The organism is Rummeliibacillus sp. JY-2-4R, assembly GCF_053847205.1.
The window spans coordinates 698,981-714,827 of record NZ_CM132623.1 but is presented as its reverse complement, the minus strand read 5'-3'; the positions used below and the strand labels follow the sequence as shown (position 1 = coordinate 714,827).

General features: G+C 36.1%; 11 protein-coding genes. 2 read left to right on the top strand and 9 right to left on the bottom strand.

Going from position 1 to position 15,847, the window contains the following annotated elements; all coding sequences use genetic code 11:
• Nucleotides 1–23: 23 nt before the first annotated feature.
• The 5 genes from ftsX to uvrB form a co-directional block, all read right to left on the bottom strand.
• On the bottom strand, nucleotides 24–908 hold the full coding sequence (gene ftsX, locus ACWV26_RS03300) for a permease-like cell division protein FtsX (protein ID WP_455896954.1): 885 nt from the start codon (nucleotides 906–908) through the stop codon (nucleotides 24–26).
• The gene (gene ftsE / locus ACWV26_RS03295) at nucleotides 898–1,584 is read right to left on the bottom strand and encodes a cell division ATP-binding protein FtsE (protein ID WP_455896953.1); all 687 of its coding nucleotides are present in this window, start codon (nucleotides 1,582–1,584) and stop codon (nucleotides 898–900) included. Before ftsE ends, ftsX begins: the two co-directional genes overlap by 11 nt.
• Before the next feature lie 483 nt (nucleotides 1,585–2,067).
• On the bottom strand, nucleotides 2,068–3,303 hold the full coding sequence (locus ACWV26_RS03290; protein WP_455896952.1) for a DUF4097 family beta strand repeat-containing protein: 1,236 nt from the start codon (nucleotides 3,301–3,303) through the stop codon (nucleotides 2,068–2,070).
• 130 nt (nucleotides 3,304–3,433) lie between these two features.
• Nucleotides 3,434–6,304: an excinuclease ABC subunit UvrA gene (uvrA, locus tag ACWV26_RS03285; RefSeq protein ID WP_455896951.1), complete on the bottom strand. Its 2,871-nt coding sequence runs from the start codon at nucleotides 6,302–6,304 to the stop codon at nucleotides 3,434–3,436.
• Between the two features lie 5 nt (nucleotides 6,305–6,309).
• Nucleotides 6,310–8,292 (bottom strand): excinuclease ABC subunit UvrB, encoded by a 1,983-nt coding sequence (gene uvrB, locus ACWV26_RS03280; RefSeq protein WP_455896950.1) that lies wholly within the window; start codon nucleotides 8,290–8,292, stop codon nucleotides 6,310–6,312.
• A gap of 458 nt (nucleotides 8,293–8,750) precedes the next feature.
• Here uvrB and ACWV26_RS03275 point away from each other — a divergent pair, with 458 nt between their 5' ends.
• Complete coding sequence (locus ACWV26_RS03275) at nucleotides 8,751–9,317, top strand: competence protein ComK (RefSeq protein ID WP_455896949.1); 567 nt, start codon at nucleotides 8,751–8,753, stop codon at nucleotides 9,315–9,317.
• On the opposite strand, the gene ACWV26_RS03270 is transcribed toward ACWV26_RS03275, so the two are convergent.
• The 3 genes from ACWV26_RS03270 to secA form a co-directional block, all read right to left on the bottom strand.
• Nucleotides 9,286–9,660, bottom strand: a complete 375-nt coding sequence (locus ACWV26_RS03270; protein ID WP_455896948.1) for a hypothetical protein — start codon at nucleotides 9,658–9,660, stop codon at nucleotides 9,286–9,288. The genes ACWV26_RS03275 and ACWV26_RS03270 overlap by 32 nt on opposite strands.
• 166 nt (nucleotides 9,661–9,826) lie before the next feature.
• Nucleotides 9,827–10,925, bottom strand: a protein-coding gene (gene prfB / locus ACWV26_RS03265) for a peptide chain release factor 2 (protein WP_455898166.1) whose coding sequence is annotated in 2 segments (ribosomal slippage) — nucleotides 9,827–10,852 and nucleotides 10,854–10,925 — 1,098 coding nt in all. Because the reading frame shifts where the segments join, the coding sequence is not laid out codon by codon here.
• Between the two features lie 407 nt (nucleotides 10,926–11,332).
• Nucleotides 11,333–13,843: a preprotein translocase subunit SecA gene (secA, locus tag ACWV26_RS03260; RefSeq protein WP_455896947.1), complete on the bottom strand. Its 2,511-nt coding sequence runs from the start codon at nucleotides 13,841–13,843 to the stop codon at nucleotides 11,333–11,335.
• A 214-nt stretch (nucleotides 13,844–14,057) separates the two neighbouring features.
• On the opposite strand from secA, the gene ACWV26_RS03255 reads away from it, so the two are divergent.
• Entirely contained in the window at nucleotides 14,058–14,972 is a 915-nt protein-coding gene (locus ACWV26_RS03255) for an LCP family glycopolymer transferase (RefSeq protein ID WP_455896946.1), read from the top strand.
• 102 nt (nucleotides 14,973–15,074) lie between these two features.
• Here the strand turns inward: ACWV26_RS03255 and hpf are convergent, their stop codons facing one another.
• Nucleotides 15,075–15,635, bottom strand: a complete 561-nt coding sequence (gene hpf / locus ACWV26_RS03250; protein WP_455896945.1) for a ribosome hibernation-promoting factor, HPF/YfiA family — start codon at nucleotides 15,633–15,635, stop codon at nucleotides 15,075–15,077.
• Nucleotides 15,636–15,847 lie beyond the last annotated feature (212 nt).

Below are 15,847 nucleotides of genomic sequence, written 5' to 3'. Positions count from 1 at the left end.
TTCCTCCTACTTTATATCCGACATTATACTTTTAAGAATTTTCGCACGGACATAAAACTTCCCCAAACACCAATCACAACACCCATCAATAAAATCAATAAATCTACTTCATAGATAAATGGCGTAACATCTAATAGTTGGAAGATTTCTCCGTGTAATTTTGGTGCAACAACACCATGAAGTTGTACATATAAGACAGTGACAATGACAATTGGAATGATGGATCCTAGTAACCCTAACCACATTCCTTCTAAAAGGAATGGAATTCGAACAAACCAGTTGGTTGCCCCTACTAATTTCATAATCTCAATTTCTTTTCTTCTTGCAGCAATTGTAATTTTAATCGTGTTAGAAATTAAGAACGTAGCAGTAAGAAGCAATGCAATGATTAATACAATTCCAACATTTCTACTAATATTTAAGAAATTAAATAGCTTTTCAATTTTGCCTTTTCCGTATAACACTTCATATGTATTATCTAAAGCATCAATTTGTTTAGCTACTTTTGCTGTTTGTTGTGGATTCTCTGCTTTCACATATAGTACATTTCGTAATGGATTACTTTGTTTAAATAAACTTAAATCTTCACCAAAGTCTTTGACTAATCCATTTAACTCTTGTTCTTTTGATGAATATTTTATCGATTCTACACCTGGCATGTCCTTAATTTGTTGTTGCAAGGTGGTTTCTGTTTTTGCATCTGCTTGTAAATCAATTAAAACTTTGATTTCTACATCATTTTCTAAATCACTGGCAACTTTATTTAAGTTCATCATGATGACCATGAATACGCCAACTAATAATAATGTAACGGTTACAGCACTCACTGATGCGAACGTCATCCAGCTATTTCGTCCTATTGATTTAAAACTTTCTCTCACATGTCGTCTGTAGGTGCTAAATTTCATAACCGTAGTCACCTCCACGTTCGTCACGAACAATCAGACCGCCTTCAATCGCTATTACACGACGTCTCATCGTATTCACAATTTCTCTATTATGCGTTGCCATAATTATCGTTGTTCCACGAGCATTAATTTCTTCAAACAAATTCATAATCTCCCATGATGTATCAGGATCTAGATTTCCGGTCGGTTCATCGGCAATGACCACTTTCGGTACATTAACGATGGAACGTGCGATTGATACACGTTGCTGTTCACCGCCTGATAGTTCATCAGGAAACATTCTTGCTTTCTTTTTTAAGCCTACTAAATCTAAGACATCTAAAACCCGTTTTCGGATTTTCGCAGGATCTTCTTCAATAACTTCTAATGCAAATGCAACATTTTCATATACATTTAATCTCGGCAATAATTTAAAATCCTGAAAGACAACACCAATTTGTCTTCTTAAATAAGGAACTTCCTTATTTTTTAAATTGGATAAATTCATTCCATTGACGAGAATTTCACCGGTTGTCGCTTTTTCTTCGCGATACATCATTTTAATAAATGTCGATTTTCCTGCACCACTAGGTCCAACGATATAAACAAATTCGCCTTGGTTAATTTTAATGTTAATTCCGTTAACCGCCACGACACCATTCGGGTACTTCTTGTAGACATTTTTCATTTCTATCATTTTTTGACCACCTATTTTATAGTAAAACATAACCATTAATTTAACATGCCTATTATAACATGGTACTAGAAGACTATCATTACAGTTTTATTTCATTTGTTTGAATTTATATTAAGAGATATTAATAGTCGAATTACAGCAAAAAAAATAGAAGAAGAGGTAATTTCGTCTGCCTCGAATTTTTAATGGTATATCTTTTTTTCCATGATTAATTTCATAAGCAATTTACCTGTTTCACTTTTCTTAGCTAGGAGTCTTCGCCGATTCCACATCGAAATATTGAATACTAATTCAAATTTACATCAAAATATTCAGTCAAAAACTTTAAAATATAAAAATTAACTACATACTAACTTTGTATTTACTACTGACTTGATTTGTTGGATAACAAAATACTTTAAATCTCTTTTTAATAATAAAAAAGGATTGAGAGAAGAAACTCTCAATCCTTTTTTGGTGTTAACTATAATATAGATGTTAATTTTATAAATTATATCTTACAATGACTGAGCCTGTTTTGGTTTCTCCATCTATGACTAAAGCTTCAGTGTTTTCGACTCTTTTAGAGAATTGAACGCTCTTTTGCAAGAATTGACTTTGTTCATTTAAGCGTTCAACATCTGGTAGTCGAACATCCATTTTGCCGAAGTTTGAAGATACTTCACCTTGTAATGAAACAGTGCTTGGAATGTAAATTTCTACTGTTCCTGCTACTGTATTAGCTTTCACTATTCTTGCTTCTTGAGATCGTGTTGTTACAACGACATGACCATTTGCTGACTCTGCCTCTATTTCACGTATTGCGCCATCAACATAAATGCGGCCATTCACTGTTTCTGCTTCTAATTCGTCGCCTGAAACTTCCCGAACTTCAATTGCTCCATTTGCTGTTTCTAAATCGATTCTTCTGAATTGGAATTCTCTACATTCAATTCCGCCATTCATCGTTTTTACTTTCAATTTTTCAATGTTTAGGTTTCGAGTACTGAACCCACCATTAAACTGATGAACGGTGATTGTATGATAGTCAGCTTGTGGAATATATAAAGTAACATCTACACGAATTTTCTTCGTTGTACAAATTACTCGTAATGTACCATTATCATTTTTACAAATAAAATGCCCTTGGAATTCTTTTTCAATATCATCACTAACTTTGACAAACGAAGGCTTCACTTTATAAACTGCTCTTGCATTGTCGTCAATTGATGGCTTTATTTCGACATTACCATTTGGTATATCGATACTGATATTTGTAAAGTTTGTTGGTTCAATTATTTGTTCTGTTTCAAACGTATTTGGCTCAATGAATGACTTTTCAAAATCAAATTCTTTTACTTTTGAAACAGCAGTATTCATAAGATCAACAAATCTGGAGCTGAATTGGGTAAAATCTTTTTTTAAATCCTCGAAGAATGTTTCATCCATCCCTTTAGATGATTGATTATTTTGGGAAGATTGTCCTTGTGATTGTCCTTGTTGATGCCATGAACTATATTCGCTATTTGATTGTGAATAGGGTTGTTCATGATCATTATTTTGTTGCGTGTTTGACTGTGTTTGTTCAAACGAAGCCTGCTCGCTTGCATGTGTTGAACTAGTGTTTTCTTCTGTTTGTTTCGTTGGCTGTTCAAGTTTTTCTAATAATACTATCGCGTCTTGCGCTGTAATGGTGCCCTTTTCGACTAAGTCTAATATGCGTTTACGTTCATCTTGCATTAAAAATGGCCTCCTTGTTCGTATTACTATTATTTACGACTCGCCTACAAAAAAGTTTCATAATATTTCTTTAGCTTGATTTGAGTTACCAAAGAAACTTTTGTGAAACTCCCCACTATCGAATTCACTTTTAAGCTCTGTTCGCTGCACTAGTGACGGCTTCTTCCATTCGTTCACGGTCTCGGTGCAAGACTTTCTTCAAATACATACCAGTATATGAACCTTCTGTTTCAGCGACTTCTTCTGGTGTACCTTTTGCAATGACAGTACCACCCTTATCGCCACCTTCTGGCCCCATATCAATGATATAGTCTACTGTTTTAATCACATCTAAATTATGCTCAATCACTAAAACCGTATCTCCATTTTCAACCAAGCGTTGCAATACCTTTAATAAGCGGGCAATATCTTCTGCATGAAGACCTGTTGTTGGTTCATCTAAAATGTATATTGATTTTCCATTTGAACGTTTATGCAATTCAGATGCCAGTTTCACACGTTGAGCTTCCCCACCAGAAAGTGTGGTAGCGGGTTGTCCTAATTTAATATAGCCCAAACCTACATCTACTAAAGTTTGCAATTTCCGTGCGATTTTTGGAAGGTTTTTAAAGAATTCCAATGCGTCTTCAACCGTCATGTTTAACACATCTGCAATACTCTTATCTTTATATTTTACTTCGAGTGTTTCACGATTATATCTTTTCCCATGACATACTTCACATGGTACATAAACATCAGGTAAAAAGTGCATTTCAATTTTAATAATTCCATCACCACGACATGCTTCACAACGTCCACCTTTGACATTAAAGCTAAAACGACCTTTTTTATAGCCACGTACTTTTGCTTCATTTGTAACCGCAAAGACATCGCGAATATCATCAAAGACTCCTGTGTAAGTGGCTGGATTTGAGCGTGGTGTTCTACCAATTGGCGATTGATCGATATCGATGATTTTTTCTAGTTGTTCGATACCTTCAATTGCTTTGACTTCACCCGGTTTTACCTTTGAGCGATTTAGCTTTTGTGCCAATGTTTTATAAAGCACTTCATTAACCAATGTACTTTTTCCAGAACCTGATACACCAGTAACTGCTGTAAAGACCCCTAATGGGATATCAACTTTTACATTTTTTAAATTATTTTCTTTTGCACCTTTAATTTTAAGGAAACGACCATCTGGTTTTCTACGTTCTGTTGGAAGAGGTATAAATCTTCGGCCACTTAAATATTGACCAGTCAATGAGTTTTTATCCTCCATCACTTGCTGTGGTGTGCCAGCTGCTACAATTTCACCACCATGTACACCTGCACCAGGTCCAACATCAATTAAATAATCTGCTGCCATCATTGTATCTTCATCATGTTCTACAACAATTAACGTATTTCCTAGATCACGCATACTTTGTAGTGTTGCAATCAATCGATCATTATCCCGTTGATGTAGACCGATGGATGGTTCATCTAAAATGTAGAGCACACCCGTTAATCGTGAGCCAATTTGAGTGGCTAAACGAATACGTTGCGCCTCCCCACCTGATAAAGTGCCTGCAGCTCTGCTTAACGTTAAATAATCTAAGCCAACATTTATTAAGAAGTTAAGCCGTTCTTGAATTTCTCTTAAAATTAGACGAGCAATTTGAAAATCTTTTTCTGATAGCTTTAGCTCTTCATAAAATGTATAGGCTTCTTTAATGGAGAATTCCGTTACTTCCCCAATATGCTTGCCATCGATTTTAACAGCCAATGTTTCCGGTTTTAAACGATAACCATGACATGATGGACAAGGTTGTTGCGCCATATACTTTTCCATTTGCTCGCGGATAAAATCAGAAGACGTTTCTTTGAATCGACGTTCAATATTGTGTAATACACCCTCAAATTGAATATCTTGATCGCGAATATGGCCAAAATCATTTTCATAATGGAAGTGAATTTTATCTGTGCCTGAGCCATGTAAGATTTTATCCATTTGGTCTTTTGGAATGTCCTTTACAGGAATATCCATATCAATGCCGTAATGGTCGCAAACTGCTTTTAATAATTGAGGGTAATACTGAGAACTCGTTGGAACCCATGGAGCAATTGCACCTTCGTTTAAAGTTGCATCCCAATCTGGAATCACAAGTGTTTCATCTACTTCTAGCTTTGTTCCAAGACCATCACATTGTGGACAAGCACCAAATGGGCTATTAAATGAAAACATCCGTGGCTCTAATTCTTCTATCGAAAATCCACAAATCGGGCATGCATGATGCTCACTGAAAAGTAGTTCCTCATGTTCCATGACGTCAACCATTACACGGCCTTCTGCTAATCTTAAAGCTGTTTCTAATGAGTCACTTAAACGTGATTCAACGCCTTCTTTTAACACAATTCGGTCAATGACCACTTCAATATTATGCTTTTTATTCTTTTCTAATTCGATATTGTCATCTAAATCACGTAGTTCTCCATCTATACGAGCGCGTACAAAGCCTTGCTTTTGCAAGTCTTCTAATAATTTTACATGTGAACCTTTTCTCCCTGACACTAAGGGTGCTAATAATTGGAGTTTGGTACGCTCTGGATATTGTACGATTCGGTCAACCATTTGCTCAATCGTTTGAGATGTAATTTCGATTCCGTGATTAGGACAAATCGGTTTTCCTACTCTCGCAAAGAGTAAACGTAAGTAATCGTAGATTTCGGTTACGGTTCCTACTGTTGAACGCGGATTCCGACTAGTAGTTTTTTGGTCAATTGAGATGGCTGGTGAAAGTCCTTCAATCGTATCTACATCCGGTTTGTCCATTTGTCCTAAAAATTGTCTCGCATAGGCAGAAAGAGATTCAACATAACGTCTTTGTCCTTCTGCATATATCGTATCGAATGCAAGTGAGGATTTACCAGAACCTGAAAGACCTGTAATGACGACTAATTGGTCTCGCGGAATGGTTACATCGATATTTTTTAAATTATTAGCTCGTGCTCCTTTTACAACGATTTCTTGATTTTTCAAACTGCTCATCCTTCCGCTTTCAATTCCAACATAGTATCTCTTAATTCTGCAGCTCGTTCAAAATCAAGTGCTTTTGCTGCATCTTTCATTTCTATTTCAAGCGATTCTAATAAGGTTGCCTTTTCTGCTTTCGTTAATTTCTTACCATTTGTTACTTTTGCTAAATAAGTTTCTGGTTCCTCTGCTGCTTGCGTTGCGCGAATAACATCACGAATTTCTTTTTGAATTGTTTTAGGTGTAATGTTGTGTTCTTTATTGTAAGCAATTTGGATGGCGCGACGACGATTGGTTTCCTCAATTGCTTTTGTCATCGAATCTGTCATTCGGTCTGCGTACATAATGACATGACCATTCGCATTACGCGCTGCCCGGCCAATTGTTTGAATTAGTGAACGTTCAGAACGTAAGAAACCTTCCTTATCTGCATCTAATATCGTCACGAGTGATACTTCTGGAATATCTAATCCTTCTCGCAACAAGTTGATCCCGACTAAAACATCATAGGTTCCCATGCGTAATTCTCGAATGATTTCGATACGCTCTAATGTTTTTATTTCTGAATGTAAGTATTGTACTTTGATTCCTATTTCTTTTAAGTAATCCGTTAAATCTTCCGACATTTTCTTTGTTAAAGTAGTAATTAAAACACGTTCATTGCGTTCGATTCGTTGATGAATTTCATCGATTAAATCATCAATTTGACCTTCGATTGGTCGTACTTCGATTTCCGGATCCAATAAACCTGTCGGACGAATAATTTGTTCTACTGGTTCAGGGCAATGTTCTAATTCAAAAGGACCTGGTGTTGCCGAAACATAAATAGCGTTATGAATATGTTTCTCAAATTCTTCAAATTTTAACGGTCTATTATCAAGTGCAGATGGTAAGCGGAAACCATGTTCTACTAAAACATTCTTTCGCGCTTGGTCTCCATTATACATACCACGAATTTGAGGTAACGTAACATGACTTTCATCGATAACTAATAAAAAGTCTTCAGGAAAATAGTCTAGCAATGTATAAGGTGTTACCCCAGGTGGACGTAATGTTAAAGGACGTGAATAGTTTTCAATCCCTGAGCAGAAGCCCATTTCTCGCATCATTTCTAAATCATAATTTGTTCTTTGTTCTAATCGTTGTGCTTCTAAAAGTTTATCTTCTGAGCGGAGTTGAGCTAATCTTTCTTGTAATTCTTTTTCAATCATTTCAATCGCTTTTAACATTTTCTCTTCACGTGTTACGAAGTGGGAAGCTGGGAAAATCGCTACATGTTCACGTTCGCCTAACACCTCTCCTGTTAAGGCATCTACTTCACGAATCCGGTCAACTTCATCCCCAAAGAACTCTACTCGTATACAACGTTCATCACGTGATACAGGGAAAATTTCAACTACGTCCCCTCGAACTCTAAAAGTGCCACGAATGAAATTAATATCATTTCGTTCGTATTGGATATCAACTAACTTTCGTAATAACTGATTGCGCTCAATTTCCATTCCTGTACGAATTGAAAGAACCATTTCATTATATTCCTCTGGCGAACCTAAGCCATAAATGCAAGAAACGGATGCAATAATGATGACATCATCTCGTTCAAATAATGAAGATGTTGCAGAATGTCGTAGTTTATCAATTTCATCATTTATACTGGAATCCTTTTCGATATACGTATCGGTTTGAGGTACATAAGCTTCTGGTTGGTAATAATCATAATAACTAACAAAATATTCTACTGCATTGTTAGGAAAAAACTCTTTAAACTCACTATACAGTTGTCCTGCGAGCGTCTTATTATGAGCAATTACCAATGTTGGCTTTTTAACCTCTTTAATTACGTTCGAAATGGTAAAGGTTTTCCCTGTACCAGTTGCTCCTAGTAATGTTTGATGTTGTTTATTTTGTCGTACACCTTCTACAAGCTCTTTAATAGCAGCCGGCTGGTCTCCGCTTGGCTTGTAGTGCGAGTGTAAATCAAATTCCTGCCCCATTATTTTCTTCCTCCCTGCTAAATCGTCATCAATTAGCTATATTTTAACATAGCTGTTAAGAAATTTCGAGAAAAGTGCGAACGTACGTTTTTCATTCATACTCCCTTTCGCTAAAAGTAAACTTAAGTCTTTTTTGCTTTGCTTTCATTGGGAGATTTTACGAAAAAGTAAACTAAAAAAAGAGTTTATTTAAAATAATAATGTCCAATCAAAGGCCATGTTTAGTCCAATAAAACGACTAAAATCGCCAATAAAACCGGACTTTTTGATATTTTTCTATGCCAAACCCTTTTTGGTAGTATCAAAATAACCTCATGATTATTCACACTTTTTTACTTCTAATGTCACTTTTCAAGGAAGAAAGCAGGTGCCACTAAATACATTTTATATCTTATATTTTCTTGATGTTTAGGATGATTTGATTTACTCAATGTATAAATTTTATGGAGGAATTAAAGATGAGTTATAGAATAGTTGAACTTTATGATTTTTGCTTAACGCCCACTATTTGTATGTTAAAGCCATTCGAATTCGATGGGCATCATTATTCGTTTGTCTTGGAGTTAGAAAAGAGTTATGTGGTACCATGCTCAGTGACGCGGTTGATGAATCGGATTTGTGCTTCATTAGGAACAACATTAGATAATTCATTAGCTTATTCAAATAGTATTTTCAGCGATTCAAATGATAATACTGGTAAAGACAAGATTAAATTACCAATCACTTTGTCTGTTCTAAATCAATCTTATATTTTCTTTCCGACTGCGTCACCTAAGAAAAACCATAACTCATGGATTTTATGGCAAAATTTTAGAGGACACTCAACACTCAATAATCATGGAAGCATCGGCTTACATTTCAAAAATGGAGTTTATACAGAAGAGCAAATTAGCTTTACTACTCTTTCAAGGCAGCAATACTATGCATCCATTTTATATTTCCGTCATATGGATGAGATGCTCGAGCAATATTATCCAGCTCATTTACAAACGACTATTCAACACGACTTATTTCTTGTGCCTTAGCTAAATAATAGGACAGCAAATCCTCCACATGATTGCGTAGACGGATATTGGAATAACGGCGACAATCCTGTGCGCTTTGGCGTACAAAAATGTACTCTGAAAATAAATCGTCTCGTTCCCCACGGAATACTTGTAATTGATTTTGACGTAAATAACGTTTGGCCTCCACTAATTCTTTTTGAACAAAGCGGATGGTCTGTTCGACTAATTTTATATATGGTTGTTTTAATTTAAATGTACCTTGTTCAAACGCCTGACAGTCTCTTTGTAATATTTGTAAAATCATTGGTAAGTAAATAACCTGTTCTAGCATTTGGATTGCTTCTTTTGATAAGTTTAACATCATTCCACCTCCAAAATAAGAACAAACGTTCTAATACCATATTACATTGTAGATTAACTTTTGACAAGTAGATGGATGATGTAAAATTTGGAATTAACTTTTTCCTATCTGCAAGCACAAAAAAACTGCGGAAGAATATTTTCATTCTTCCACAGTTTTTTCGTTTTTATAATTGTGAGCGTAAGTAAGCATTGATAAATTGGTCGATGTCGCCATCCATGACAGCATTAACATTACCAGTTTCCGTATTGGTACGGTGGTCTTTTACCATTGAATATGGATGGAATACGTATGAACGGATTTGGCTACTCCAGCCAATTTCCTTTTGTTCGCCTCGGATATCATCCAATTGTGCTTGTTGTTCCTCTACTTTTAGTTGATACAATTTCGCTTGTAACATCGCCATTGCTTTTTCACGGTTTTTAATTTGAGAACGTTCAGCTTGGCACGCCACTACAACACCTGTTGGTAAATGGTGAAGACGGACAGCGGATTCTGTTTTGTTTATGTGCTGACCACCTGCACCTGTTGAACGATACGTATCAACTTTCAAATCTTCCGGACGGATTTCAACAACGATTTCGTCTGTGAATTCTGGCATGACATCACAAGAAACGAAGGATGTATGACGACGACCAGCTGCATCGAAAGGAGAAATACGAACTAGACGATGAACGCCCTTTTCAGCTTTTAAGTAGCCATATGCGTTATGACCTCTAATTGCTAGCGTTACAGATTTTAGCCCTGCTTCATCACCTGGTAAATAATCCAATGTCTCTACCTTAAAATCATGTTGTTCAGCCCAACGAGTATACATGCGTAGAAGCATAGAACCCCAGTCTTGGGATTCTGTACCCCCTGCACCTGGATGCAATTCTAAAATGGCATTGTTTTGATCGTATGGGTCGCTTAAAAGTAATTGTAATTCAAATTCTGCTGTTCGATTTGTGAATTCTTTCATTTCGTCGCCAAGTTCTTGTAGTAATTCTTCGTCTGGTTCTTCTTTTAATAACTCTAAAGTCATTTCAAGATTTTCTTGTGTGTCGACTAATGTATGGAATTCATTCACTACATCTTTTAAGCCTTTTGATTCGTTGATGATTTTTTGAGCTTGGTTTTGGTCATTCCAGAATGATGGTTCAAGCATCATTTCATCTAATTCTTGTATACGAGCCTCTTTGTTTTCTAAGTCAAAGAGACCCCCTAAAGTCTGCTAATTTTTTAGCCGTATTATCTAACTCATTTCGAACATCTGATAATTCGATCATTTCTATTCCTCCAAAGTCATTTCTATATAATGTAACAGATTCTATACGCTAAGCATGGCCACTGAGCCTTCTCACTAGCTCGTCTTAGGATTAATAACTAATTTTATACTAATTTTATTTTAGTTTGAAGTGGAATTAGCTACGCTTTCCTGCGGACGAGCGGTGAGTCTCCTCTCTTCGTTGCGGGGCCTCACCTGTCTCGCTTTTTCCGCGGGAGTCTTCGCTAATTCCACTTCAATCATTTTAGGTGTACTAATCCCATTAAAAGCTCAGTCAAAATTTTATAAGGGATTCTTACTTTTTCAGTTCCCTCTTTTAAAGCCATAAAGGAGTTGCCCGAGATATTTCTTTGGGGCAACCCCTTTGCCAGCATTGTTTATGTTTGAATCTATTGGTGCCTGAGATTAAACGGCACCGTGACAGTTTTTGTATTTTTTACCGCTACCACATGGGCATAGGTCGTTACGGCCGATGTCTTGTTGTTTGCGGACTGGTTTGCGTTTTGCAGGTCCGTTTTCATCTGCTTTCGGATTGACTGCTTCACCTTTTGCTACTTCTTCACGTTCTAGGTTGTTGCGGATTTCAGCTTTCATCGCATATTTAGCGACATCTGCGCGGATTGCCTCAACCATCGCTTCGAACATAGCAAAACCTTCTGATTGATATTCGCGAAGTGGATCTGTTTGAGCGTACGCACGTAGGTGGATACCTTGACGTAATTGATCCATTGCATCGATATGATCAATCCATTTAGAGTCAATGCCGCGAAGTAAGATAACTTTTTCAAACTCACGCATGCGTTCAGGAGAAAGTTCTTCTTCTTTGCTATCGTATTCTTTCTTCACTTCAGTGCGAAGAAGTTCAATGATATCTTCAGGTGATTTACCACGAAGTTCTGCTTCCGTTACAACACCTTCTGGAAGTAAGTTAGCAGCGACGAAGCTTTCTAGACCTTTTAAGTTCCAGTCATTTGCATTTTCTTCAGCAGTGTAAGAATGAACTGCATTGACTAATTCTTCATCAATCATAGATTCAACTAATGCACGCATGTTTTCAGTTTCTAATACTTCATAACGTTCTTTGTAGATAATTTCACGTTGTTGACGTAAAACATCATCATATTGCAATAAACGTTTACGAGCATCGAAGTTGTTACCTTCAACACGTTTTTGTGCAGATTCTACAGCTTTTGATACCATTTTAGATTGGATTGGTTGCGTATCATCCATACCTAATTTCGTCATCATGTTTTTCATGCTTTCAGAACCGAAACGTTTCATCAATTCATCTTCAAGTGAAAGATAGAATTGCGTAACACCAGGGTCCCCTTGACGACCGGCACGACCACGTAATTGGTTATCAATACGGCGTGATTCATGACGTTCTGTACCGATTACAGCTAAACCGCCTAGTTCAAGCACGCCTTCGCCAAGTTTAATATCGGTACCACGACCAGCCATGTTTGTAGCGATTGTAACAGCACCTTTTGTACCTGCTTCTGCTACAATTTCTGCTTCACGTTCATGGTTTTTCGCGTTCAACACATTATGAGGAATGCCACGTTTAGATAATAAATGTGAAATCAACTCAGAAGTTTCGATGGCTACTGTACCAACAAGCACTGGTTGACCTTTTTTATGACGTTCTGCAATATCATTTGCTACAGCTTCAAATTTACCTTGCATAGATGCATAGATTAAATCTGGACGGTCATCACGAGCAATTGGTTTGTTTGTTGGAATCACAACAACGTACATATTGTAAATATTACGGAATTCCTCTTCTTCTGTTTTAGCAGTACCAGTCATACCAGATAGCTTTTCGTACATACGGAAGTAGTTTTGGAATGTGATTGTAGCCATTGTCATCGATTCATTTTGAATTTCCACGCCTTCTTTTGCTTCAATTGCTTGGTGAAGTCCATCAGAATAGCGGCGACCTTGCATGATACGACCTGTGAATGAGTCGACAATTAAAATTTCACCATCTTGTACAACGTAATCTACATCTAAATGCATACTTGCATGTGCTTTTAGAGATTGGTTGATTGCATGGTTTAATCCAACATGTGTTAAATCAAACAAGTTATCAATATTGAATGCTTTTTCTGCTTTTTCAATCCCTTGCTCAGTTAACGTAACGCCTTTTGTTTCAACATCATAGTTGTAATCTTCATCTTGTTTTAACGTACGTACAAAGGCATTTGATTGTTTGTAAAGAGCAGCTGATTTATTGGCTTGTCCTGAAATAATCAATGGAGTACGCGCTTCATCGATCAAAATAGAGTCAACTTCATCGATTACCGCATAGTAAAGGGGACGTTGAACACGTTCTTCTTTATAAAGAACCATATTATCACGTAAGTAGTCGAAACCTAATTCATTGTTTGTACTGTAAGTAATATCACACGCATAAGCTTCACGTTTTTCATCTTTAGACATGCTATTTAAGTTCAAACCTACTGTTAAACCTAAAAATTCATATAATGGACGCATTGTTTCAGCATCACGACTAGATAAGTATTCGTTGACAGTTACTACGTGGACACCCTTATGAGTAAGCGCGTTTAAGTATACAGGAAGAGTAGATGTTAATGTTTTACCTTCCCCTGTTTTCATCTCAGCAATATTTCCTTCATGTAGTGTGGCACCACCCATGATTTGCACGGGATAAGGGAACATACCTAATACACGTTTAGATGCTTCACGAACAACTGCAAAAGCTTCTGGACGAATGCTGTCTAAGCTTTCTCCATTTGAATAACGTTGATAAAACTCATCAGTTTTTGCTTTTAATTGCTCATCTGAAAGTTTTTCCATATCTTTAGCAAGAGCTTCAACAGCACTTGCGACTTTTTCTAAATGTTTAAGTTCTTTTTTATTTGGATCAAAAATTTTATTTAATAAACTAGGCATTAATTTTCACATCCTATATAGTCTCAAGCTCCATTTTAACACTGTATATCTATTTAAAGCAAATGTCCTCTTACTATGAACCTATAATTTTTCTAATAATTACGAACAAATAATCAAGCTATGAAAAACATAAAATAGACGAAACGCTTTCTTTTTGTATCAATCAAAAAATAGATTGCAATTCTTTTAAAAACAATTCAAGGAGGCTACATATTTGAAAATACGTAGGGTATTGAAATGGTGTATCGGCATATTTATATTTTTGGCCATTATTATAGGTGTATTCGCATTTAAAGTCTATCATAATGCCGCTTCCACATTTGAAGAAATGTATACACCATTAAATCGTACATCAACTAATCTACGTAATGAACCAATTACTTTCGAAGAAGAACAGCCATTTTCCATCTTACTCCTTGGCGTTGATGGACGGGGTCAAGATATTGGACGTTCAGATACGATGATTGTTCTAACCGTAAACCCCAAAACAAAAAATACATTAATGGTCAGTATTCCCCGCGATACGTATGCAAACATCGTAGGAAAAAACAAAAGCGACAAAATCAACCACGCTTACGCTTTCGGTGGGGTTGAAATGTCCATGAACTCAGTAGAGAAACTTTTGAACATCCCAATCGACTACGTAGCAAAGATTAATATGGAAGGTTTTGAACAAATTATCGATACCATGGGTGGTGTTGAAGTCCATAATGAAACAGCGTTCAAGCAAGACAACCACTATTTTAGAAAGGGTCCAATTACATTAGACGGAGTTGCAGCACTTGATTATGTACGTATGAGAAAAGAAGACCCGCTTGGTGACTTTGGAAGACAAAATCGCCAAAAGCTTGTCATTCAATCCATCATTGATAAAGGAACAGCCTTATCAACGATGATGAAATATCAAGACATTTTCAAAATTCTAGGCAGCAACATCACAACAAATCTAACATTTGATCAATTAATCGACCTACAACAAAATTATCGACAATCATTTAGCGATATTAAACAAATTGAATTTATAAAAGGAGAAAATAAAATCGTCAACGACGTTTGGTATTACATCATGGATCCAAAAGAATTAGCGCATGTTTCAGTTACATTACGTAAACATTTAGGTCTTTTATAATTCGGTAACTTGAAGTGAATTTGTTTCTGACCATTAAAAAACCCAGTTGAGACTAATCAACTGGGTTTTAATATAAGTAACTGGTTAAAGTTACACATGAACTTAGTTTGTTTCAATTAATCCGTACTTACCGTCTCTTCGTTTATAAACGATATTGGTAGCATCGGAATCTGCATCTGTGAAAATGTAGAAATCATGTCCAAGAAGGTTCATTTGAAGAATCGCTTCTTCTTGGTCCATTGGTTTTAAAGAGAATTGTTTTGTACGAACTACAGATAAATCATCTTCATCATCCGCTACTGCTGTAGGTGAGTTTTCAGACTGAACATTTGCGAAATAAAGACCAACACCTTCACGATCACGGAATTTACGGTTCACTTTTGTTTTATGTTTGCGAATTTGACGTTCTAATTTCGCTAAGATTAAGTCAATTGCAGCATACATATCAGCATGACGTTCTTCTGCACGTAATGTTAAGTTTTTCATAGGAATCGTTACTTCCACTTTCGTATTCTTATCATTGTAAACCTTTAAATTCACGTTAGCAGTTGCTGTTAATTCATTATTGAAATAACGTTCTAATTTTTGAATTTTCGTTTCAACATACTCGCGAATCGCTGGAGTTACCTCAATGTTTTCACCACGAATGTTAAATGTTAGCATGTAAACTCCTCCTTTATTAAACCTTACTTACATATTCTACATTTTCCCCAAAAAGTCCTTCTTAAAACCTAAAAACAATTTAATTTTTTACGTTTTTTTGAACTAGTAATTGCGCGAATTTTGTCTATTATTCTCAAAAAAATACGCAAATTATTACAATTACAAGATTTTAATATCAAATTTTTGATATTCATACGAACTATTCATGATTG

Bases quoted from the DNA above. Each gene is read 5' to 3' on its own strand.
- ftsX (WP_455896954.1), bottom strand. From the start codon at position 908: ATGAAATTTAGCACCTACAGACGACATGTGAGAGAAAGTTTTAAATCA.
- ftsE (WP_455896953.1), bottom strand. From the start codon at position 1,584: ATGATAGAAATGAAAAATGTCTACAAGAAGTACCCGAATGGTGTCGTG.
- ACWV26_RS03290 (WP_455896952.1), bottom strand. From the start codon at position 3,303: ATGCAAGATGAACGTAAACGCATATTAGACTTAGTCGAAAAGGGCACC.
- uvrB (WP_455896950.1), bottom strand. From the start codon at position 8,292: ATGGGGCAGGAATTTGATTTACACTCGCACTACAAGCCAAGCGGAGAC.
- ACWV26_RS03275 (WP_455896949.1), top strand. From the start codon at position 8,751: ATGAGTTATAGAATAGTTGAACTTTATGATTTTTGCTTAACGCCCACT.
- ACWV26_RS03270 (WP_455896948.1), bottom strand. From the start codon at position 9,660: ATGTTAAACTTATCAAAAGAAGCAATCCAAATGCTAGAACAGGTTATT.
- secA (WP_455896947.1), bottom strand. From the start codon at position 13,843: ATGCCTAGTTTATTAAATAAAATTTTTGATCCAAATAAAAAAGAACTT.
- hpf (WP_455896945.1), bottom strand. From the start codon at position 15,635: ATGCTAACATTTAACATTCGTGGTGAAAACATTGAGGTAACTCCAGCG.